The sequence below is a fragment of the Pseudomonas sp. FDAARGOS_761 genome (assembly GCF_013343155.1).
GTDB lineage: Bacteria > Pseudomonadota > Gammaproteobacteria > Pseudomonadales > Pseudomonadaceae > Pseudomonas > Pseudomonas aeruginosa.
Window position 1 is genome coordinate 5,137,403 of record NZ_CP054572.1, and the last position, 21,912, is coordinate 5,159,314.

At 67.5% G+C, this 21,912-nt stretch carries 23 protein-coding genes; 18 read left to right on the forward strand and 5 right to left on the reverse strand.

The features are described from left to right. The first annotated feature begins 98 nt into the window (after positions 1–98). From gshB to FOC67_RS23945, 7 genes are all read left to right on the forward strand, one after another. Positions 99–1,052: a glutathione synthase gene (gene gshB, locus FOC67_RS23915; RefSeq protein ID WP_003100943.1), complete on the forward strand. Its 954-nt coding sequence runs from the start codon at positions 99–101 to the stop codon at positions 1,050–1,052. 146 nt (positions 1,053–1,198) lie between these two features. Further along, a complete protein-coding gene (locus FOC67_RS23920; protein WP_009315060.1) occupies positions 1,199–2,092 on the forward strand; it encodes an energy transducer TonB in 894 nt (297 codons plus the stop codon). 48 nt (positions 2,093–2,140) lie between these two features. Beyond that, a complete protein-coding gene (locus FOC67_RS23925; RefSeq protein ID WP_003084577.1) occupies positions 2,141–2,710 on the forward strand; it encodes a YqgE/AlgH family protein in 570 nt (189 codons plus the stop codon). Further along, positions 2,710–3,144 carry a Holliday junction resolvase RuvX gene (ruvX, locus tag FOC67_RS23930; protein ID WP_003084575.1) on the forward strand — a complete coding sequence of 145 codons (435 nt, stop codon included), beginning with the start codon at positions 2,710–2,712 and terminating at the stop codon, positions 3,142–3,144. Before FOC67_RS23925 ends, ruvX begins: the two co-directional genes overlap by 1 nt. Before the next feature lie 111 nt (positions 3,145–3,255). Then, entirely contained in the window at positions 3,256–3,768 is a 513-nt protein-coding gene (gene pyrR, locus FOC67_RS23935; RefSeq protein ID WP_003084574.1) for a bifunctional pyr operon transcriptional regulator/uracil phosphoribosyltransferase PyrR, read from the forward strand. 23 nt (positions 3,769–3,791) lie between these two features. Next, complete coding sequence (locus tag FOC67_RS23940) at positions 3,792–4,796, forward strand: aspartate carbamoyltransferase catalytic subunit (RefSeq protein ID WP_003084569.1); 1,005 nt, start codon at positions 3,792–3,794, stop codon at positions 4,794–4,796. Further along, the gene (locus FOC67_RS23945) at positions 4,793–6,064 is read left to right on the forward strand and encodes a dihydroorotase (protein WP_003128956.1); all 1,272 of its coding nucleotides are present in this window, start codon (positions 4,793–4,795) and stop codon (positions 6,062–6,064) included. Before FOC67_RS23940 ends, FOC67_RS23945 begins: the two co-directional genes overlap by 4 nt. Positions 6,065–6,290: 226 nt before the next feature. Here FOC67_RS23945 and FOC67_RS23950 read toward each other — a convergent pair whose 3' ends face one another. From FOC67_RS23950 to FOC67_RS23960, 3 genes are all read right to left on the reverse strand, one after another. Continuing rightward, on the reverse strand, positions 6,291–7,475 hold the full coding sequence (locus FOC67_RS23950; protein WP_003110017.1) for a cystathionine gamma-synthase: 1,185 nt from the start codon (positions 7,473–7,475) through the stop codon (positions 6,291–6,293). Continuing rightward, complete coding sequence (locus tag FOC67_RS23955; protein WP_003100955.1) at positions 7,472–8,845, reverse strand: pyridoxal-phosphate dependent enzyme; 1,374 nt, start codon at positions 8,843–8,845, stop codon at positions 7,472–7,474. Before FOC67_RS23955 ends, FOC67_RS23950 begins: the two co-directional genes overlap by 4 nt. 242 nt (positions 8,846–9,087) lie before the next feature. Next, positions 9,088–9,492 carry an NINE protein gene (locus FOC67_RS23960; protein ID WP_003084560.1) on the reverse strand — a complete coding sequence of 135 codons (405 nt, stop codon included), beginning with the start codon at positions 9,490–9,492 and terminating at the stop codon, positions 9,088–9,090. A 153-nt stretch (positions 9,493–9,645) separates the two neighbouring features. On the opposite strand from FOC67_RS23960, the gene czcD reads away from it, so the two are divergent. After that, on the forward strand, positions 9,646–10,545 hold the full coding sequence (gene czcD / locus FOC67_RS23965) for a CDF family zinc transporter CzcD (protein WP_003100957.1): 900 nt from the start codon (positions 9,646–9,648) through the stop codon (positions 10,543–10,545). A 7-nt stretch (positions 10,546–10,552) separates the two neighbouring features. Here the strand turns inward: czcD and pilU are convergent, their stop codons facing one another. Then, on the reverse strand, positions 10,553–11,701 hold the full coding sequence (pilU, locus tag FOC67_RS23970; RefSeq protein ID WP_003110016.1) for a type IV pilus ATPase PilU: 1,149 nt from the start codon (positions 11,699–11,701) through the stop codon (positions 10,553–10,555). A 177-nt stretch (positions 11,702–11,878) separates the two neighbouring features. Continuing rightward, a complete protein-coding gene (pilT, locus tag FOC67_RS23975; RefSeq protein WP_003084552.1) occupies positions 11,879–12,913 on the reverse strand; it encodes a type IV pilus twitching motility protein PilT in 1,035 nt (344 codons plus the stop codon). Between the two features lie 214 nt (positions 12,914–13,127). Between pilT and FOC67_RS23980 the strand changes: the two genes are divergently transcribed. The 10 genes from FOC67_RS23980 to hemW all read left to right on the forward strand — a co-directional run bounded on the left by FOC67_RS23980 (position 13,128) and on the right by hemW (position 21,897). Beyond that, entirely contained in the window at positions 13,128–13,820 is a 693-nt protein-coding gene (locus FOC67_RS23980; RefSeq protein WP_009315059.1) for a YggS family pyridoxal phosphate-dependent enzyme, read from the forward strand. Positions 13,821–13,831: 11 nt separating this feature from the next. Continuing rightward, positions 13,832–14,653, forward strand: coding sequence for a pyrroline-5-carboxylate reductase (gene proC, locus FOC67_RS23985; RefSeq protein ID WP_009315058.1), 822 nt, complete (start codon positions 13,832–13,834; stop codon positions 14,651–14,653). Positions 14,654–14,663: 10 nt separating this feature from the next. Further along, positions 14,664–15,257 carry a YggT family protein gene (locus FOC67_RS23990; RefSeq protein ID WP_003084544.1) on the forward strand — a complete coding sequence of 198 codons (594 nt, stop codon included), beginning with the start codon at positions 14,664–14,666 and terminating at the stop codon, positions 15,255–15,257. Next, entirely contained in the window at positions 15,254–15,550 is a 297-nt protein-coding gene (locus tag FOC67_RS23995; RefSeq protein ID WP_031627661.1) for a DUF167 domain-containing protein, read from the forward strand. The genes FOC67_RS23990 and FOC67_RS23995 overlap by 4 nt, the downstream gene beginning before the upstream one ends. Positions 15,551–15,657: 107 nt before the next feature. Further along, the gene (locus FOC67_RS24000) at positions 15,658–17,625 is read left to right on the forward strand and encodes a dynamin-like GTPase family protein (protein WP_003084539.1); all 1,968 of its coding nucleotides are present in this window, start codon (positions 15,658–15,660) and stop codon (positions 17,623–17,625) included. Positions 17,626–17,713: 88 nt separating this feature from the next. Beyond that, positions 17,714–18,853, forward strand: a complete 1,140-nt coding sequence (locus tag FOC67_RS24005) for a homoserine O-acetyltransferase (protein WP_003084535.1) — start codon at positions 17,714–17,716, stop codon at positions 18,851–18,853. Between the two features lie 7 nt (positions 18,854–18,860). After that, on the forward strand, positions 18,861–19,481 hold the full coding sequence (gene metW / locus FOC67_RS24010; protein ID WP_003084530.1) for a methionine biosynthesis protein MetW: 621 nt from the start codon (positions 18,861–18,863) through the stop codon (positions 19,479–19,481). A gap of 131 nt (positions 19,482–19,612) precedes the next feature. Beyond that, positions 19,613–20,032, forward strand: a complete 420-nt coding sequence (locus FOC67_RS24015) for a DUF4426 domain-containing protein (RefSeq protein ID WP_003084528.1) — start codon at positions 19,613–19,615, stop codon at positions 20,030–20,032. Then, entirely contained in the window at positions 20,029–20,622 is a 594-nt protein-coding gene (gene rdgB, locus FOC67_RS24020; protein WP_003084527.1) for an RdgB/HAM1 family non-canonical purine NTP pyrophosphatase, read from the forward strand. Before FOC67_RS24015 ends, rdgB begins: the two co-directional genes overlap by 4 nt. Before the next feature lie 120 nt (positions 20,623–20,742). Next, entirely contained in the window at positions 20,743–21,897 is a 1,155-nt protein-coding gene (gene hemW / locus FOC67_RS24025) for a radical SAM family heme chaperone HemW (protein WP_003128950.1), read from the forward strand. The last annotated feature ends 15 nt before the right edge of the window (positions 21,898–21,912 follow it).

Here is a 21,912-nt window from a genome sequence, read left to right on the forward strand (position 1 = left end):
CCAAGCGCAAACGGGGCGCCAACCTGAGCGTCAAACCCGCTTGCCACGCGGCCTCCCCGCCGCGACCGGACAACCCACCCCCTTTCGGAGGAATTCCCATGAGCGTACGCCTCGGGATCGTCATGGACCCCATCGCGCGCATCAACTTCAAGAAGGACAGCTCGCTCGCCATGCTGCTGGCTGCCCAGGCCCGCGGCTGGTCGCTGTTCTACATGGAACAGCAGGACCTCTACCAGAAGGCCGGCGTCGCGCGTGGACGCATGCGCCCGCTGAAGGTCTTCAACGATGCCTCCCGCTGGTTCGAACTGGAAGCGGAAAGCGACCAACCGCTGCACGAACTGGACGTGATCCTGATGCGCAAGGACCCGCCCTTCGATAACGAATTCGTCTATTCGACCTACCTGCTGGAACAGGCCGAGCGTGCCGGCGCCCTGGTGGTGAACCGGCCGCAGAGCCTGCGCGACTGCAACGAGAAGTTCTTCGCCACGCAGTTCACCCAGTGCACTCCGCCGACGATGGTCAGCCGGCGATCCGATATTCTGCGCGAGTTTGCCGCCGAGCATCGTGACATCATTCTCAAACCCCTGGACGGAATGGGCGGTTCGTCGATATTTCGTCACCGCGAAGGCGACCCGAACCTCTCGGTGATCCTCGAGACCCTCACCCAGCATGGCAGCCAGCAGATCATGGCGCAGCGCTATCTGCCGGAAATCAAGGACGGCGACAAGCGCATCCTGATGATCGACGGCGAACCGGTGCCCTACTGCCTGGCGCGCATCCCCGCCCAGGGCGAGACCCGTGGCAACCTCGCCGCCGGCGGCCGCGGCGTGGCCCAGCCGCTGAGCGAGCGCGACCGCTGGATCGCCGCCGAGGTCGGCCCGCACCTGCGCGAGCGCGGCCTGCTGTTCGTCGGCCTCGACGTGATCGGCGATTATCTGACGGAAATCAACGTCACCAGCCCGACCTGCATCCGCGAGATCGACCAGGCCTTCGACACCCGAATCGGCGACAAGCTGATGGACGCCATCGCCGCCCAGCTGGCTGCCCGCTGAATCGCGCGGGCGGGCCTCGGTCCGCCCGTCTCGGCCCGGCCGATGCGCCACGGCGAGCGACCGCGTGTCCAAGGCGCGGAGTGCGTCATAGACTTTTCCGCCCCCCATCGGCAGACTTCGCCCCACGCCAGCCACCACGATCCGCAATGAACGCCGCCGTCCTCAAGTCCCCCTCCGCCGCTGCCGGCGTCCGCCCGGCGGACCGTTTGGGCTTCACCCTGTTCATCGCAGCCATCCTGCACGTCGCCTTCATCCTCGGGGTGGGCTTCTCCATGCCCGCGCCGAGCCAGATCAGCAAGACCCTGGAAATCACCCTGGCCACCTTCAAGAGCGACAAGACGCCGGAGAAGGCCGACTACCTCGCGCAGATGAACCAGCAGGGCAGCGGTACCCTGGAGCACAAGGCCGCGCCGAAGACCACCGAGGTCGCGCCGTTCCAGGACAACCAGGTGAAGAAAGTCGCGCCGCCGGCTACGCCGAAGCAGGCCAGGAGCGAAGAGGCGCCCAAGGCCGCGGTGACCACCACCCGCCAGCGCCAGCAGAAGGCACCGAGCAAGACCCAGGCACAGAAGGCCGAGCAGGTCGCCAAGCCGGCGCCGCATTTCGACTCAACCCAGCTGTCGGCGGAAATCGCCAGCCTCGAGGCCGACCTGGCCAAGGAGCAGCAGGCCTACGCCAAGCGCCCGCGCATCCACCGCCTGAGCGCCGCGTCGACCATGCGCGACAAGGGCGCCTGGTACAAGGAAGACTGGCGCAAGAAGATCGAACGCATCGGCAACCTCAACTACCCCGACGAGGCCCGCCGGCAGAAGCTCTACGGCAGCCTGCGACTGCTGGTGTCGATCAACCGCGACGGCACCATCTACGAGGTGCAGGTGCTGGAGTCTTCCGGCGAGCCGATCCTCGACCAGGCCGCCCAGCGCATCGTCCGCCTGGCCGCGCCCTATGCGCCGTTCAGCGGCGACCTGGCCGACATCGACCGGCTGGAGATCATCCGTACCTGGCGCTTCGAACGTGGCGACCGGCTGTCCAGCAAGTAGCGCCGGCAAGGCTGGCTTTCTCGCGTCCGAAGCAGGACACTAGCGGCCATGAAACAGAGCAGCCCAACCTACCTCAAGCATCATTTCCTGATCGCCATGCCGCACATGGCCGACCCCAATTTCGCCCAGACCGTGACCTACCTGGTCGAACACAACGAGCAGGGCGCCATGGGCCTGGTGATCAACCGTCCCAGCGGCCTCAACCTGGCGGAAGTCCTCGAACAGCTCAAGCCGGACGCCCTGCCGCCGGCGCGCTGCCAGCACATCGACATCTACAACGGCGGCCCGGTGCAGACCGACCGCGGCTTCGTCCTCCACCCCAGCGGCCTGAGCTACCAGTCGACCCTGGAACTGGGCGAGCTGGCGATGTCCACCTCGCAGGACGTGCTGTTCGCCATCGCCGCCGGCACCGGCCCGGAAAAGAGCCTGATCAGCCTCGGCTATGCCGGCTGGGAAGCCGGCCAGCTGGAGGCCGAGCTGAGCGACAACGCCTGGCTGACCTGCCCGGCGGACCCGGCGATCCTCTTCGACCTGCCGGCCGAGGAGCGCCTCAGCGCCGCCGCCGCGCGCCTGGGCGTCAACCTCAGCCTGCTCACCGCCCAGGCCGGTCACGCCTGATGGCCAGCGACAAGCCGCTGCGCCTGCTGCTGGGCTTCGACTACGGCACCCGGCAGATCGGCGTCGCCGTCGGCCAGGCGGTGACCGGCCAGGCCCGCGAGCTGTGCGTATTGAAGGCGCAGAACGGCGTGCCGGACTGGAACCGGGTGGAAGCGCTGATCAAGGAATGGCAGCCGGACGCCATCGTCGTCGGCCTGCCGCTGAACATGGACGGCAGCCCAAGCGAGATGAGCGAGCGCGCGGAAAAGTTCGGCCGCCGCCTCAACGGCCGTTTCAACCTGCCGGTCTTTACCCACGACGAACGCCTCACGACCTATGCCGCCAAGGGCGAGCGCCTGGCCCAGGGCCAGCGCGACGGCTACCGCGAGCGACCGGTGGACGCCCTGGCCGCCGCCCTGCTGCTGGAAGGCTGGCTGGCCGAACACCCGGATTGACCCATGGCAGCCGGCACGCCGCCGGTTGCCATTATGCTTTCGCCACCGCGGGCGCCTCCCTACAGCGGGCTCTCCCGGCGGCCATCCCATCGATGTCAGCGAGGAGCCACCATGAGCCTACCCAATCCCGCCGAACTCCTGCCGCGCATGGCCAGCGACCTGCGCGCCCATCTCGCCGAGCGCGGCATCGAGCGGCCGCGCTTCGTCGGCATCCATACCGGCGGCATCTGGGTCGCCGAGGCGCTGCTGAGGGAACTGGGCAACCAAGAGCCGCTGGGCACCCTCGACGTCTCCTTCTACCGCGACGACTTCACCCAGAACGGCCTGCATCCACAGGTCCGCCCGTCGGCGCTGCCGTTCGAGATCGACGGCCAGCACCTGGTCCTGGTGGACGACGTGCTGATGAGCGGCCGCACCATCCGCGCCGCGCTCAACGAACTGTTCGACTACGGCCGTCCGGCCAGCGTGACCCTGGTCTGCCTGCTCGACCTGAACGCCCGGGAGTTGCCTATCCGCCCCGACGTGGTCGGCCAGACCCTGTCCCTGGGTCGCGATGAACGGGTAAAATTGGTCGGTCCCGCACCGCTCGCCCTCGAGCGCAAGGTCCTTTCCTCCGCTTCCTGATCCTCTTCACTAGGGCCTGCCCCATGCCGACAGACGCCAAGCGCCCGCTGCAGCTCAACGACCAGGGCCAGCTGCGCCACTTCATCTCGCTCGACGGATTGCCCCGCGAGCTGCTCACCGAAATCCTCGATACCGCCGATTCCTTCCTGGAGGTCGGCGCCCGCGCGGTAAAAAAGGTTCCGCTGCTGCGCGGCAAGACCGTCTGCAACGTGTTCTTCGAGAACTCCACGCGCACCCGCACCACCTTCGAGCTGGCCGCCCAGCGGCTGTCGGCCGACGTGATCAGCCTGAACGTATCCACCTCTTCCACCAGCAAGGGCGAGACGCTCACCGACACCCTGCGCAACCTGGAGGCGATGGCCGCCGACATGTTCGTGGTGCGCCACAGCGACTCGGGCGCGGCGCACTTCATCGCCGAGCACGTCAGCCCCAACGTGGCGGTGATCAACGGCGGCGACGGCCGCCACGCGCACCCCACCCAGGGGATGCTCGACATGCTGACCATCCGCCGGCACAAAGGGAACTTCGAGCAGCTATCGGTGGCGATCGTCGGCGATATCCTGCATTCGCGAGTAGCCCGTTCGAACATGCTGGCGCTCAAGACCCTGGGTTGCCCGGACATCCGCGTGATCGCCCCGCGCACCCTGTTGCCGATCGGACTGGAAGAGCAGTACGGCGTGCGCGTGTTCACCAACGCCGACGAAGGCCTGAAGGACGTCGACGTGGTGATCATGCTGCGCCTGCAACGCGAGCGCATGCAGGGTGGCCTGCTACCCAGCGAGGGCGAGTTCTTCAAGCTCTACGGCCTGACCGAGAAGCGCCTGAAGCTGGCCAAGCCGGATGCCATCGTCATGCACCCTGGCCCGATCAACCGTGGCGTGGAGATCGAGTCGGCGGTGGCCGACGGTGCCCAGTCGGTGATCCTCAACCAGGTCACCTACGGCATCGCCATCCGCATGGCGGTGCTGTCCATGGCCATGAGCGGCCAGAACACCCAACGCCAGCTGGAACAGGAGGACGCCGAATGACCATCAGTATCCGAGGCGCCCGCGTCATCGACCCGGCCAGCGGCCTGGACCAGGTCGGCGACCTCCACATCGAGGCCGGCAAGATCGTCGCCATCGGCGCCGCGCCGGCCGGCTTCAGCGCCCAGAAGACCCTCGACGGCGCCGGCCTGGTGGCCGCGCCGGGACTGGTCGACCTCAGCGTCGCCCTGCGCGAGCCGGGCTACGGACGCAAGGGCAACGTCGAAAGCGAGACCCGCGCCGCCGCGGCCGGCGGCACCACCAGCCTGTGCTGCCCGCCCTACACCCGGCCGGTGCTGGACACCCCGGCGGTGGCCGAGCTGATCCTCGACCGCGCCCGCGAGGCCGGCAACGCCAAGGTCTACCCCATCGGCGCGCTGACCCGCGGCTTCGGCGGCGAGCAACTGTCGGAACTGGTGGCCCTGCGCGACACCGGTTGCGTGGCCTTCACCAATGGCCTGCATGGCTTCGCCAGCAACCGCATCCTGCGGCGCGCCCTGGAGTACGCGGCGACCTTCGACCTGACGGTGATCTTCACCTCGCAGGACACCGATCTCGCCGAAGGCGGCCTCGCCCACGAAGGCCCGACCGCCAGCTTCCTCGGCCTCGCGGGGATCCCGGAAACCGCCGAGACCGTGGCCCTGGCCCGCAACCTGCTGCTGGTGGAACAGAGCGGCGTGCGCGCGCACTTCAGCCAGTTGACCAGCGCCCGCGGCATCGAACTCGTCGCCCAGGCCCAGGCCCGTGGCCTGCCGGTGACCTGCGACGTGGCGCTGTACCAGTTGATCCTCACCGACGAAGCGCTGGTGGGCTTCTCCAGCCTCTACCACGTGCAACCGCCGCTGCGCACCAGGGCCGACCGCGAAGCCCTGCGCGAGGCGGTGAAGAACGGCGTGGTACAAGCCATCGCCAGCCACCACCAACCCCACGAGGCGGACGCCAAGAACGCGCCGTTCGCCGCCACCGAGCCGGGCATCAGCGGCGCCGAGCTGCTGCTGCCGCTGGCGATGACGCTGGTGCAGGACGGCCTGCTCGACCTGCCGACCCTGCTCGCCCGCCTCTCCCACGGCCCGGCCCAGGCCCTGCGCCTGCCTGCCGGGCGCCTGGCGGTCGGCCAGGCCGCCGACCTAGTGTTGTTCGACCCGCAGGGTTCGACCCTGGCCGGTGAGAGCTGGTACTCGAAGGGGCAGAACAGCCCGTTCGTCGGTCACTGCCTGCCGGGACGAGTGCGTTACACCCTGGTGGACGGACACCTGACCCACGAGGGCTGATCCCTGCCACCACGAAAAAGCCCGCCATCCGGCGGGCTTTTTCATCTTCGCGTTCGCGATTCCGGGGGCGTATCCGTTGCCGGGGTGGGCGCCCTATCCCAGCCTCTGCCACCAACCCGCCTCAACGGCAGGGCGAATAACGCGGAGCGTTATCCGCCGAGGCATGCTCGCCGGGAACACCCGATGGCCGGCAGCCGCGCCGGTCGGCGCCGCTCCCTGCGGAGCCTCAGATCTTCGCCAGCGCCTGCGCCAGGTCGGCCTGCAGGTCCTCCAGCGCCTCGACGCCCACCGACAGGCGGATCAGCGAGTCACCGATGCCCAGGTCGGCGCGGGTTTCCGCCGGGATGCTGGCGTGGGTCATGATCGCCGGATGCTCGATCAGGCTTTCCACCCCGCCCAGGCTCTCCGCCAGGGAGAAGATCCGCACGTTCTCCAGGAAGCGCCGGGCGCCGGCCAGGTCGCAGCGCAGGTCGAGGGAGATCATCCCGCCGAAGCCACGCATCTGCCGTTTCGCCAGCTCATGCTGCGGGTGCGAAGCCAGGCCGGGGTAGTAGACCCGCGCCACCTGCGGCTGGCGCTCCAGCCACTGGGCCAGGGCCAGGGCGTTGCTGCAATGGCGCTCCATGCGCAGCGCCAGGGTCTTCACCCCGCGCAGGGTGAGGAAGGCGTCGAACGGCCCGGAGATGGCGCCCACCGAGTTCTGCAGGAAGCCCAGGCGCTCGCGCAGGTCCGGGTTGTCGCCGACGATGGCGATGCCGCCGATCACGTCGGAATGGCCGTTCAGGTACTTGGTGGTGGAGTGCACCACCACGTCGAAGCCCAGTTCCAGGGGGCGCTGGATGTAGGGGCTGGCGAAGGTGTTGTCGGCCACGCTGATGATGCCGCGGGCGCGGCAGAGCTGGGCGATGGCGCGCAGGTCGGTGAGGCGCAGCAGCGGGTTGCTCGGGGTTTCCACCCAGACCATGCGGGTTTCCGGGGTCAGCGCGGCCTCGAAGGCCTGCAGGTCGGTCGGGTCGACGAAGCTGAAGCGATGCCCGGCGCTGCGCCGGCGGACCCGCTCGAACAGGCGGAAGGTACCGCCGTAGAGGTCATTTCCAGAAACGATGTGGGAACCGGCGTCGAGCAGCTCCAGCACCGAGGAGATCGCCGCCAGGCCGGAGGCGAAGGCGAAGGCCTGGGCGCCGCCCTCGAGGTCGGCCACGCAGCGCTCCAGGGCCCAGCGGGTCGGGTTGTGCGAGCGGCCGTAGTCGAGCCCCTTGTGTACCCCGGGGCTTTCCTGGATGTAGGTGGAGTTGGCATAGATCGGCGGCATGATCGCGCCGGTCGAGGGATCGGGGGCCTGCCCGGCGTGGATGACCCGGGTCGCGAAGGCCTGGGCCGGGGCGTCGGGATGCTGGTCGTGCTGGCTCATGCGAGCTTTCTCCGCAAATGGTTCAACAGGTCGAAACGGGTGATCAGGCCGTGGAAGCCGCTGGCGTCGGCGACGATCGCCACCAGGCCGCGGTCCAGGACCGCCTGCAACTGGGCCAGGCTGGCGCCGGGCGCGAGGGTCTCCGGCGCGGCGTTCATCGCGCTGCTTACCGCATCGCGGAAGCGTGGCGCGTCGGCGTGGACACCGAGCAGGATATCCGACTCGTCGATCACACCGACCAGTTTTCCATCGTCCAGCACCGGCAATTGCGAAACGTCGGCCAGGCGCATGCGCTGGAAGGCGGTGAGCAGGGTGTCGTCCGGACCGACGCTGATCACCCGGCCCTCCTCGAAGCGCCGCGCGATGATGTCGCGCAGGTCGCCGTAGTGCTTGCGTTGCAGCAGGCCCTGGTCGGTCATCCACTGGTCGTTGTAGATCTTCGACAGGTAGCGGGTGCCGGTGTCGCAGACGAAGCTGACCACCCGCTTCGGCTCCTTCTGCTCGCGGCAAAAGCGCAGCGCCGCGGCCAGCAGGGTGCCAGTGGAGGAGCCGCCGGGAATGCCCTCGACGCGCAACAGTTCGCGGGCCATGGCGAAGCTTTCCTCGTCGCTGATGGAATAGGCATGGCGCACGCTGGAGAGGTCGGCGATGGCCGGTACGAAGTCCTCGCCGATGCCCTCCACCGCCCAGGAACCCGGCGTACCCAGGGTGCCGGAGCGGGAGTACTCGGCCATGATCGAGCCCTCGGGGTCGGCGAGCACCATCTCCAGCTCCGGCTGGACCTTCTGGAAGAACCGGGTAAGGCCGGTCAGGGTACCGGAGGAGCCGACGCCGACGACGATGGCGTCGAGATCGTGGCCGGTCTGCGCCCAGAGCTCCGGGCCGGTGCCGCACTCGTGGGCCAGCGGGTTGGCCGGGTTGTTGAACTGGTCGGCGAAGAAGGCGCCGGGAATGTCCTGCGCCAGGCGCGCGGCAACGTCCTGGTAGTACTCCGGATGGCCCTTGCCGACGTCCGAGCGGGTGATGTGCACCTCGGCGCCCATGGCGCGCAGGTGCAGGACCTTCTCGGTGGACATCTTGTCCGGCACCACCAGCACCACCCGGTAGCCCTTCGCGCGGCCGACCAGGGCCAGGCCGAGACCGGTGTTGCCGGCGGTGGCCTCGACGATGGTGCCACCGGGCCGCAGGCGGCCGTCACGCTCGGCGGCCTCGATCATGGCGACACCGATGCGATCCTTGATGGAGCCGCCGGGGTTCTGCGATTCGAGCTTGAGGTACAGGGTGCAGGGGCCGGTATCGAAGCGCGTCACGCGAACCAGCGGGGTGTTGCCGATCAGGTCGAGCACGGCGGGACGTGAGTCGGAAGTCATCTTTTCTCCTTTCGGTGTTTCCGCACGGAGCGATACGGTGCGCGGCCTCGTGAGCCATTGCACCTATCCGTTCTGGGGCTTGCAGACCATAGGGGCTGGCGCGCGCGGGCGCCAATAACCTACAGGTAGAACGTTAGAACCTTTGGTTCCTTAAGTCCCGCCGGAGGAATTCCCTGCCGACCGTGGCGCCACCCATGAAAAAGCCCGCCGGATGGCGGGCTTCTCGCACCTGGCGACGAGCCTCAGATGCGCTGCGGCCCGTTGCGCTCGGACACCTGTCCGTTGAGGGTCCAGAAGTCGTAGAGCACGCCGAGGAAGAACAGGCCGCCGGTGAACAGGTAGATGATCCCGGTGATCCACTTGCCCATGTACATCCTGTGCACGCCGAGCACGCCGAGGAAGGTCAGCAGGATCCAGGCCACGTTGTAGTCCAGGTTGCCGCCCTGGAAGCGCCGGTCGGCCTCGCGGTCCATCGACGGGATGAGGAACAGGTCGATGATCCAGCCGATGAAGAACAGGCCGAAGGTGAAGAACCAGATCGTCCCGGTGATCGGCTTGCCGTAATAGAAGCGGTGCGAACCGGTGAAACCGAAGATCCACAGCAGGTAGCCGATGGCCTTGCTATGGGTGTCGTGCTGTTGAGTCATGCGTCCCCCTCGTTCCGTGCGCGGCTGCGGCCGCGCTTGAGCCGCAGGTTAGCGGAGCGGCGGACGCCGCGCCAGAGCGGCCCGGCGCATGACAGTTTTGCAATTGCCTATCCTGTAGGCTGGTGCTGCCGCCACCGCCCCACAGGAGCCGCCATGAGTGCCGGACACGAGCACAGCTTCGCCCAGACCAACTCGACCCGCCTGAAATGGGCGTTGCTGCTGACCGGAAGCTTCCTCGTCGCCGAGGTCGTCGGCGGCATCCTCACCGGCAGCCTGGCGCTGATCTCCGATGCCGCGCACATGCTCACCGACGCCGTGGCCCTGGCCATCGCCCTGGCCGCGATCAACATCGCCAGGCGCCCGACCAACGATCGCCTGACCTACGGCTACCACCGCTTCGAGATCCTCGCCGCGGCGTTCAACGCGTTCCTGCTGTTCGGCGTGGCCTTCTATATCCTCTACGCGGCCTACGAGCGGCTCAACCAGCCGGCGGAGATCCAGTCCGTGGGCATGCTGGTGATCGCCGTGCTCGGTCTGCTGGTGAACCTGGCCAGCATGCGCCTGCTGGCGCCGGCCCAGGGCAACAGCCTGAACGTCAAGGGCGCCTACCTGGAGGTCTGGAGCGACATGCTCGGCTCGCTGGGGGTGATCGTCGCCGCGATCGTGATCCGTTTCACCGGCTGGGCCTGGGTCGACTCGCTGGTGGCGGTGCTGATCGGTTTCTGGGTCCTGCCGCGCACCTGGATCCTGCTGCGCGAGAGCCTGCATGTGTTGCTCGAAGGGGTGCCGAAGGAAATCCAGTTGGCCGAGCTGCGCGAAGCGCTGCTGGGGATTCCCGGCGTGACCGGGCTGCACGACCTGCATGTGTGGTCGATCACCAGCGGCAAGATCAGCCTGACCAGCCATCTGGTCTACGACCCGGCCCTGGTCGACGCCGAGGCGCTGCTGGGAACGGTGAAGGCGCTGCTGCACGACCGCTACGAGATCGAACACAGCACCCTGCAACTGGAAACCTCGGCCTGCGCCCAGGCCGAGGAGCCGCTGGCCTACTGAAGACGGTTCAGCGGAAGCGCCGGCCGGCAGGGTCGTCGTCGGTGATTTCCAGGCTCAGGCCCTGGGTCAGGTTCGACAGGTGGTCGGCGTCGCTTTCCGAACCGAGCTTGATCATCAGGCGCAGGTCGTTGGCCGAGTCGGCGTGGGCCAGGGCGTCCTCGTAGGTGATCTCGCCCTGGGTGTAGAGCTGGTACAGCGCCTGGTCGAAGGTCTGCATGCCCTGCTCGGTGGAGCGCTTCATCAGCGGCTTCAGCTCGTGTACCTCGCCCTTGCGGATCAGGTCGGCGGCCAGCGGGGTGTTCAGCAGCACCTCGATCACCGCCCGCCGCCCCTTGCCGTCGGGGGTCGGCACCAGTTGCTGGGCGACGATGGCCTTGAGGTTCAGCGACAGGTCCATCCACACCTGGCCATGACGGTCGGCCGGGAAGAAGTGGATGATCCGCTCCAGCGCCTGGTTGGCGTTGTTCGCGTGCAGGGTCGCCAGGCACAGGTGGCCGGTCTCGGCGAAGGCCACGGCGTGGTCCATGGTCTCCCGCGAGCGCACCTCGCCGATCATGATCACGTCCGGCGCCTGGCGCAGGGTGTTCTTCAGCGCCACCTCGAAGGAGTCGGTGTCCAGCCCCACCTCGCGCTGAGTGACGATGCAGCCCTGGTGCTGGTGGATGTACTCGATCGGGTCCTCGATGGAGATGATGTGCCCGGTGGAGTTCTTGTTGCGGTAGCCGATCATCGCCGCCAGCGAGGTGGACTTGCCGGTGCCGGTGGCGCCGACGAAGATCACCAGGCCGCGCTTGGTCAGCGCCAGCTTCTTGAGGATTTCCGGGAGCTTCAGCTCTTCCAGGGTCGGGATGTTGGTCTCGATCCGGCGCAATACCATGCCCACCAGGTTGCGCTGGTAGAAGGCACTGACCCGGAAGCGGCCGATGCCGCGGGCGCTGATGGCGAAGTTGCACTCATGGTTCTCGGCGAAATCGCGGCGCTGCTGCTCGTTCATCACGCCTAGCACGGTCTCGCGGGTCTGCTCCGGCGACAGCGGCGTCTTGGTCACCGGCATCACCCGGCCGTTGACCTTCATCGACGGCGGTACGCCGGCGGTGATGAACAGGTCGGAGCCGCCCTTTTCCACCATCAGGCGCAGCAGCTTTTCGAATTCCATGATGTTCTCGCTCACTCAGGGGCGCGCCGCGACGGCGAGCCGGATGCGGGCGAGCGGGCGCTGGACGCGCTCGCCGGCAAGGATAGGTAGGAATGCGCCTACGGTACCGCTCTCCCGCTCTTGAATCCTAGACGCAGTTCCGGGATTCGGGCGAAGCGCGGCGGATCGGCGCCAGGATCAGAAGTTTTCCGGGATCTTCGCCTTCTCGCGGGCGTTCTCGCGGCTGATCAGGCCCTTGGCGACCAGGCCCTTGAGGCACATGTCGAGGGTCTGCATGCCCAGCGAGCCGCCGGTCTGGATCGCCGAATACATCTGCGCGACCTTGTCCTCGCGGATCAGGTTGCGGATCGCCGGGGTGCCGATCATGATCTCGTGGGCCGCCACCCGGCCGCCGCCGATCTTCTTGATCAGGGTCTGCGAGATCACCGATTGCAGCGACTCGGAGAGCATCGAGCGAACCATGGCCTTTTCCTCGGCCGGGAACACGTCGACCACCCGGTCGATGGTCTTGGCCGCCGAGGTGGTGTGCAGGGTGCCGAATACCAGGTGGCCGGTCTCCGCCGCGGTCAGGGCCAGGCGGATGGTCTCCAGGTCGCGCATCTCGCCGACCAGGATGATGTCCGGGTCCTCCCGCAGCGCCGAGCGCAGCGCTTCGCTGAAGCCGAGGGTGTCGCGATGCACCTCGCGCTGGTTGACCAGGCACTTCTTCGATTCGTGGACGAATTCGATCGGGTCCTCGATGGTGAGGATGTGGTGGTACTTGGTGTTGTTCAGGTAGTCGAGCATCGCCGCCAGGGTGGTGGACTTGCCCGAACCGGTCGGCCCGGTTACCAGTACCAGCCCGCGCGGGACGTCTGAAACACGTTTGAACACTTCTCCCATGCCAAGCTCCTCCATGGTCAGTACCTTGGAGGGAATGGTCCGGAATACCGCGCCGGCGCCACGGTTCTGGTTGAAGGCGTTGACCCGGAAACGCGCGACGCCCGGCACCTCGAAGGAGAAGTCGGTCTCGAGGAATTCCTCGAAGTCCTTGCGCTGCTTGTCGTTCATGATGTCGTAGATCAGCGCATGCACCTGCTTGTGTTCCAGCGGTGGCAGGTTGATCCGGCGTACATCGCCATCCACCCGGATCATGGGCGGCAGGCCGGCGGAGAGGTGCAGGTCCGAAGCGCCCTGTTTGGCACTGAAGGCGAGCAGCTCGGTAATATCCATGGGACTCCCCAATTACAAGCAAGCAGGTAGAATGCCGCCAAAGCCGCCGTCTCGGACAAGGAAAACACCGGATGAACCAGGGTGCTTCCAGGACACGCGTGGTGTCCTGCGCCAGACGCGGAACCTCGACACTGGAACAGGAAGATGGCCATCGAGGCCGGCGGTTTCGAGGGCGTCTAGCCGACGCCGACCGCACTTCCATAGGGCGCAGGTAATGTCCACGATAGCAGAGAATATTGCAAAGGTTGCCGCGCGCATCCGTGAGGCAGCGCAAGCTGCGGGGCGCGATCCGGCCACGGTCGGCCTGCTCGCCGTGAGCAAGACCAAGCCCGCCGCCGCGGTGCGCGAGGCGCACGCCGCCGGCCTTCGCGACTTCGGCGAAAACTACCTGCAGGAGGCCCTCGGCAAGCAGGCCGAACTGGCCGACCTGCCCTTGAGCTGGCACTTCATCGGCCCCATCCAGTCGAACAAGACGCGGCCCATCGCCGAGCATTTCCAGTGGGTGCACTCGGTGGACCGGTTGAAGATCGCGCAGCGCCTGTCGGAGCAACGCCCGGCCGGGCTGCCGCCCCTGAATGTCTGCCTGCAGGTCAACGTCAGCGGCGAAGCCAGCAAGTCCGGCTGCGCCCCCGAGGACCTGCCGGCCCTGGCCGAGGCCGTGAAGCAACTGCCCAACCTCCGATTGCGTGGCCTGATGGCCATCCCCGAACCCACCGCCGAACGCGCCGCGCAACACGCCGCGTTCGCCCGCCTGCGCGAACTGCTGCTGGACCTGAACCTTGGCCTGGACACCCTGTCCATGGGCATGAGCGACGACCTCGAGGCAGCCATCGGCGAAGGTGCGACCTGGGTCCGCATCGGTACCGCCCTGTTCGGCGCCCGCGACTACGGCGCGCCGGCTTCTTGAAGGAATCCCCTATGAGCACACCCCGCATAGCGTTCATCGGCGCCGGCAACATGGCCGCCAGCCTGATCGGCGGCCTGCGCGCCCAAGGCGTGCCGGCGGCGCAGATCCGCGCCAGCGACCTGGGCGCCGAGCAACGCGCGAAGATCGCCGGCGAGTTCGCCATCGACGTGGTCGAGTCCAACGCCGAGGCCGTGGCCGACGCCGACGTCGTGGTCCTGTCGGTCAAGCCGCAGGCCATGAAAGCCGTGTGCCAGGCCTTGGCGCCAGCGCTGAAGCCGGAGCAACTGATCGTCTCCATCGCCGCCGGCATCCCCTGCGCCAGCCTCGAAGCCTGGCTCGGCCAGCCGCGCCCGGTGGTCCGCTGCATGCCCAACACCCCGGCGCTGCTGCGCCAGGGCGCCAGCGGGCTGTACGCCAACGCGCAGGTCAGCGCCGCGCAACGCGAGCAGGCCGGGCAGCTGCTGTCTGCGGTAGGCATCGCCCTGTGGCTGGACGACGAAGCGCAGATCGACGCGGTGACCGCGGTGTCGGGCAGCGGCCCGGCGTATTTCTTCCTGCTGATGCAGGCCATGACCGACGCCGGCGAGAAGCTCGGCCTGTCCCGCGAGACAGCCTCGCGCCTGACCCTGCAGACCGCCCTCGGCGCGGCGCAGATGGCGCTGTCCAGCGAGGTCGAGCCGGCCGAACTGCGGCGCCGGGTGACTTCGCCCAACGGCACCACCGAGGCGGCGATCAAATCCTTCCAGGCCAACGGCTTCGAAGCACTGGTGGAGCAGGCCCTGAACGCCGCCAGCCAGCGCTCCGCCGAGCTGGCCGAACAGCTTGGCCAATAAGGAGTAGTCGATGATCGGCCTCAACACCGCTGCTATCTATATCCTCCAGACCCTCGGCAGCCTCTACCTGCTGATCGTGCTGCTGCGCTTCATCCTGCAGCTGGTCCGCGCGGACTTCTACAACCCCCTCAGCCAGTTCATCGTGCGCGCCACCAAGCCGCTGCTGAACCCGCTGCGGCGGATCATCCCCGGCTTCGGCGGGATCGACCTGGCCTCGCTGGTGCTGGCGATCCTGATCCAGCTGGTGCTGATGATCCTGATCCTGATGCTGATGGGCTACGGCGTCGGCGGCTTCATCATGCAACTGCTGATCTGGTCGATCATCGCCGTCACCTCGCTGTTCCTGAAGGTGTTCTTCTTCGCCCTGATCATCAGCGTGATCCTTTCCTGGGTCGCCCCGGGCAGCTACAACCCCGGCGCGCAACTGGTGAACCAGATCTGCGAACCGCTGCTGATGCCGTTCCGCAAGCTCCTGCCGAACCTCGGCGGACTGGATCTCTCGCCGATCTTCGCGTTCCTCGCGCTGAAGCTGATCGACATGCTGGTGATCAACAACCTGGCGGCCATGACCGGCATGCCCCAGCAGTTGAGCATCTTCCTCTGAGCTTCTACCGCTGGGACGGCGAGGACCTGCTCCTCGATTGCCACCTGCAGCCCAAGGCGAGCCGCGACGAGTTCGCCGGGCTGCACAGCGAACGCCTGAAGATCCGCCTCACCGCACCGCCGGTGGAGGGCAAGGCCAACGCCCATCTGCTGGCCTTCCTCGGCAAGGCCTTCGGCGTGGCCAAGAGCCTGGTGAGTCTCGAAAGCGGCGAGCTGAACCGGCAGAAACGGGTGCGCATCCGCCGTCCGACCCGATTGCCGGAGGAACTGGGGATCGCCGCTCGACCCGCTTGACCGACCTTACGTGCAGGAATGTGAAGCAGGCCAATTGACGCTCCCCCGCTCCCCCGCATAATCCACGCCATCCTTCCCCCGCCGGTCCCGCGCCCTGGAGCCCCTGGATGAGCATGGAAAGACTCAGCCATCAAATCGACGCCTACGTCGCCTGGAAGCGCGAGCTGATGCGGGAAATCACCCGCTATCGCGGCTGGCTGGAGCGCAGCCGGCTGAACAGCCCGGCGGTCGAGGCCAAGCTCGAACGCGCCCTGCGCCAACTGCGCGCGGACCACATCACCCTGGCCTTCGTCGGCGAGTTCTCGCGTGGCAAGACCGAGCTGATCAACAGCCTGTTCTTCGCCGGCTACGGCCAGCGCATGCTGCCGTCCCACGCCGGGCGCACCACCATGTGCCCCACCGAGCTGTTCCACGATCCGCGCGCCGAGCGCAGCTACATCCGCCTGCTGCCGATCGAGACGCGCCTGGCCGACGCCAGCGTCGCCCAGTTCAAGCGCGTGCCGCGCCACTGGGTGAACATTCCGCTGGACACCGGCGACCCGGAGGGCATGGCCCAGGCCTTCGCCCAGGTCGCCAAGACCAAGGCGCTGCCGGTGGAACAGGCGATCCAGCTCGGCTTCCATCCGGATGCCCTGGAAGCCGCCGACGAGCCCGACCAGGTGCGCGTCCCGGCCTGGCGCCACGCCCTGGTCAACTTCGACCACCCGCTGCTGCGCCAGGGCCTGCGGATCCTCGACACGCCCGGCCTGAACGCCCTCGGCAGCGAGCCGGAGCTGACCCTGTCGATGCTGCCCAACGCCCAGGCGATCCTGTTCCTGCTGTCCGCCGACGCCGGTGTCACCGCCTCGGACATGGAAATCTGGCAGAAGTACATCCAGCCACTGCGCGAGGACGGCCATAGCAGCCTGTTCGCCGTGCTGAACAAGATCGACGTGCTCTGGGACGACCTCTCCGGCGAGCGCTTCGTACAGAACGCCATCCGCCTGATCCAGGACGGCACGGCCCGCCAGCTCGGCCTGCAGCGCGGCGACGTGCTGCCGCTGTCGGCGAAGCAGGCGCTGCTGGCCAAGGTCCGCGGCGAACCGGCGCTGCTCGAACGCAGTCGCCTGGATCGGCTAGAAGCGCTGCTCTGCGAGCGCATCGTCGCGCAGAAGGAAGCGCTGCTGGAGAACGCCGTGCTCGGCCAGGTCCTCGGCCTGCTGCACAACAGCCAGCATCTGCTGCGCCTGCGCCTGGAGAAGGTCGAGGAACAGCGCGCGCTGCTCGACGACAAGCAGCGCGACAGCGGCCAACTGCTGTTCGAACTGACCGCGAAGACCAAGGACGACCACGGCCGCCACCACCGCCGCCTGCTCAACCTGAAGACCAACCAGCGCCTGTTGCAGCACCAGGGCGCGACGCTGCGCGAGACGATCCGTAGCGAACGCATGGAACAGCACCTGCAGAAGGTGCGGCGCAACCTCAACGGCAGCCTGACCACGGTCGGCATCAACCAGGCGATCCTGGCGTTCTTCCGCGCGGTGGAGCACGACCTCGACAACCTCGAGCACGAGGCCGGCATGGCCAACCGCATGGTCGCCGCCATCTACCGCCGGCACAACGAGGAGAACCCGCTCTACGCCCTCGACGCGCCGCAGCTGCGGGTCCAGCGCTACCAGCGCGAACTGTTGCAACTGAAGAAGAAGGGCGACCAGTTCCGCCTGCAGTTGAAGACCGTGCTTACCGAGCAACGCCTGCTGACCCGGCGCTTCTTCGCCACCCTGGTGCAGGAGGTGGTCGGCCTGCACCAGCGTCTGCGCGAGGAAACCGAGCGCTGGGCCAACGACGCGCTGATGCCGCTGATGCAGCACACCCTGGAAAACAAACAGTTGCTCGAAAGCCACATGCTCCGCCTCAAGGGCCTGGCCCAGGAGACCCAGCAGGTACGCCAGCGCAGCCAGGCCTTCGCCGGGTTCGCCGAGGAATTGCAGGAACAGTTGCGCGAAGCCGGCGACATTCTCCGCCAGTTGCGCCGCCCCTCGCCCCTGCAGCGCCAGGCCAAGGTGGTCAACCTGCCCGGCTCGCAGCGCGCCTGACCCCGCTCCCACGGCGCGCGCCAGCGCGCTTGCCGCTGGGGGCGACGCTCTTTAGACTGGCGCCCTCCTTTGTTCGAGAGCAGGGTCGATGCCCACAGTCTTCCCCGACGACTCCGTCGGTCTGGTCTCCCCCCAGACGCTGCACTTCAACGAACCGCTCGAGCTGACCAGCGGCAAGTCCCTGGCCGAGTACGACCTGGTGATCGAAACCTACGGCGAGCTGAATGCCACGCAGAGCAACGCGGTGCTGATCTGCCACGCCCTCTCCGGCCACCACCACGCCGCCGGCTACCACAGCGTCGACGAGCGCAAGCCGGGCTGGTGGGACAGTTGCATCGGTCCGGGCAAGCCGATCGACACCCGCAAGTTCTTCGTCGTCGCCCTCAACAACCTCGGCGGTTGCAACGGATCCAGCGGCCCCGCCAGCATCAATCCGGCGACCGGCAAAGTCTACGGCGCGGACTTCCCGATGGTCACGGTGGAAGACTGGGTGCATAGCCAGGCGCGCCTGGCAGACCGCCTCGGCATCCGCCAGTGGGCCGCGGTGGTCGGCGGCAGCCTCGGCGGCATGCAGGCGCTGCAATGGACCATCAGCTACCCCGAACGCGTCCGTCACTGCCTGTGCATCGCCAGCGCGCCGAAGCTGTCGGCGCAGAACATCGCCTTCAACGAAGTCGCCCGGCAGGCGATTCTTTCCGACCCTGAGTTCCTCGGCGGCTACTTCCAGGAACAGGGCGTGATTCCCAAGCGCGGTCTCAAGCTGGCGCGGATGGTCGGCCATATCACCTACCTGTCCGACGACGCCATGGGCGCCAAGTTCGGCCGTGTACTGAAGACCGAGAAGCTCAACTACGACCTGCACAGCGTCGAGTTCCAGGTCGAGAGCTACCTGCGCTACCAAGGCGAGGAGTTCTCCACCCGCTTCGACGCCAATACCTACCTGCTGATGACCAAGGCGCTGGACTACTTCGACCCCGCCGCCGCCCACGGCGACGACCTGGTGCGCACCCTGGAGGGCGTCGAGGCGGACTTCTGCCTGATGTCCTTCACCACCGACTGGCGTTTCTCGCCGGCCCGCTCGCGGGAAATCGTCGACGCCCTGATCGCGGCGAAAAAGAACGTCAGCTACCTGGAGATCGACGCCCCGCAAGGCCACGACGCCTTCCTCATGCCGATCCCCCGGTACCTGCAAGCCTTCAGCGGTTACATGAACCGCATCAGCGTGTGAGGACCCGATGCGCGCCGATCTCGAAATCATCCAGGAATGGATTCCCGCCGGCAGCCGCGTCCTCGACCTCGGCTGCGGCGACGGCGAACTCCTGGCCTGGCTGCGCGACCACAAGCAGGTCAGCGGCTACGGCCTGGAGATCGACCCCGACAACATCGCCCGTTGCATCGAAAACGGGGTGAACGTGATCGAGCAGGACCTCGACAAGGGCCTGGGCAACTTCGCCAGCGACAGCTTCGACGTGGTGGTGATGACCCAGGCGCTACAGGCCGTGCACTATCCGGACAAGATCCTCGAAGAGATGCTGCGGGTCGGCAAGACCTGCATCATCACCTTCCCCAACTTCGGCCACTGGCGCTGCCGCTGGTACCTGGCGCGCAACGGCCGGATGCCGGTCTCCGAGTTCCTGCCGTATACCTGGTACAACACGCCGAACATCCATTTCTGCACCTTCCAGGACTTCGAGCGCCTGTGCCGCCAGTTGCGCATGCGCGTGCTCGACCGCCTGGCCGTAGACCGTGACCACCGGCATGGCTGGGCCAGCCGGCTGTGGCCTAATCTATTGGGTGAGATTGGAATCTACCGGGTCACCGGACCCGGAGTGCAGACCCGCAACCTCGCCGTCTAGGAACGCGCCAGGCTGCGGGCCAGGGCCGGGCGCCCCTCCGCTCGTCCTCGGGAGAGCGCTGCCGAAGCCGGCCAAGGCCGCCGGCAGCAGACCATGGACAACGTCCATGCCACCTTTCAGGAGAAACCACCATGCGCCGCTTCACCGCTTTCGTCCTCGGCCTCTGCCTGAGCCTGCCGGTCCTCGCCGAGCAGGTGCAGCGCTTCGGCGACCTGGACGTCCACTACAACGTGTTCAACTCCAGCTTCCTCCAACCCAACGTGGCCAGCGCGGTCGGCCTGGTACGCAGCAAGGCGCAGGGCGTGATCAACGTGGTGCCGATGGAGAAAGGCAAGCCGGTGGAGGCCAGCGTGACCGGCTCGGCCAAGGACCTGACCGGCAAGGTCATTCCCCTGGAGTTCCGCCGGGTCAGCGAGGAAGGCGCCATCTACAACCTGGCGCAATTCCCGATCAGCCAGCGCGAGACCCTGGTCTTCACCATCAAGGTCGAGGCCAAGGGCGAACCTGCGCAAACCTTCAGTTTCAACAAGGAAATCTTCCCGGACGAATGATCAAGCTCGAACAGCTGGTGCTGGCCAGCCACAATGCCGGCAAACTCAAGGAACTCCAGGCCATGCTCGGCGCCAGCGTGAAGGTGCGCTCGATCGGCGAGTTCAGCCAGGTGGAACCGGAGGAAACCGGTCTTTCCTTCGTCGAGAACGCCATCCTCAAGGCACGCAACGCCGCACGCCTCTCCGGCCTGCCGGCGCTGGCCGACGACTCCGGGCTGGCGGTGGACTTCCTCGGCGGCGCGCCGGGCATCTACTCGGCGCGCTATGCCGACGGCCGGGGCGACGCGGCGAACAACGCCAAGCTGCTGGAGGCCATGAAGGATGTCCCGGACGCCGAGCGCGGCGCGCAGTTCGTCAGCGTGCTGGCGCTGGTGCGCCACGCCGACGACCCGCTGCCGATCCTCTGCGAGGGCATCTGGGAAGGCCGCATCCTTCGCGAAGCCCGCGGCGCCCACGGCTTCGGCTACGACCCGCTGTTCTGGGTGCCGGAACGCGACTGCTCCAGCGCCGAGCTGGCGCCCGAGGAGAAGAACCGCCTCAGCCACCGGGCCCGCGCCATGGCCCTGCTCAAGCAGCGCCTGGGTCTCTGAGCCGCAACCGCCGGCGCCGCCCCCGGGCGGCGTCGGCACGGCGTTTCGTCCGGCCGCCTTGGAGGTTGGCCGAACTCATGCCACGATAGCGCCCCGAAACCGCCCCCACCCTGCCCCGCCGTGACCCAAGCCACCCCGTTCCAGCTCCCGCCCCTGGCCCTGTACGTGCATATCCCCTGGTGCGTGCGCAAGTGCCCGTATTGTGACTTCAACTCCCACGCCGCTGGCCCGGAGCTGCCCGAAGAGGCCTATGTCGACGCCCTGCTCGCCGACCTGGAGCAGGACCTGCGCCATGTCCACGGCCGGCGCCTGGGTTCGATCTTCTTCGGCGGCGGCACGCCCAGCCTGTTCTCGGCCAAGGCCCTGGGCCGGCTACTGGAAGGCGTCGAGCGCAGGGTCGGCTTCGCCGACGGCATCGAGATCACCCTGGAAGCCAATCCCGGCACCTTCGAACAGGTCAAGTTCGCCGACTACCGGCGCCTCGGCATCAATCGCCTGTCCATCGGCGTGCAGAGCTTCCAGGCCGACAAGCTGCAGGCTCTGGGGCGCATCCACGACGGCGCCGAGGCAGTGCGCGCCGCCGACATGGCGCGCCAGGCCGGCTTCGACAACTTCAACCTCGACCTGATGCACGGCCTGCCCGGGCAGAGCCTCGACGACGCCCTGGCCGACCTGCGCCAGGCCCTCGCCCTGGCCCCCACGCACCTCTCCTGGTACCAACTGACCATGGAGCCGAACACGGTGTTCTGGAGCCAGCCGCCGGAGCTGCCCGAGGACGACATCCTCTGGGACATCCAGGAAGCCGGCCAGGCCCTGCTCGACGCGCACGGCTACCGCCAGTACGAGACCTCCGCCTACGCCCGCGACGGCCTGCGCGCCCGGCACAACCTGAACTACTGGAGCTTCGGCGACTTCCTCGGCATCGGCGCCGGCGCCCACTCCAAGCTGAGCGCGCCGGACGGACGCATCGTGCGGACCTGGAAGACCCGCCTGCCGAAGGACTACCTCAACCCGCAAAAGGCCTTCCAGGCCGGCGAGCGCCCGCTGGAAGCGGCCGACCTGCCATTCGAGTTCATGATGAACGTGCTGCGCCTGGTCGACGGCGTCCCCGCCGCGCTCTACCCGCAGCGCACCGGCCAGCCGCTGGCGACGATCACCGATGCCTGCGCCGCCGCGCGCGACGCCGGGCTGCTCGCCGACGACCCGCAGCGCCTGCGTCCCAGCGAACGCGGCCAGCTGTTCCTCAATGACCTGCTGCAACATTTCCTGCCGTGACGACGGATGCACGCC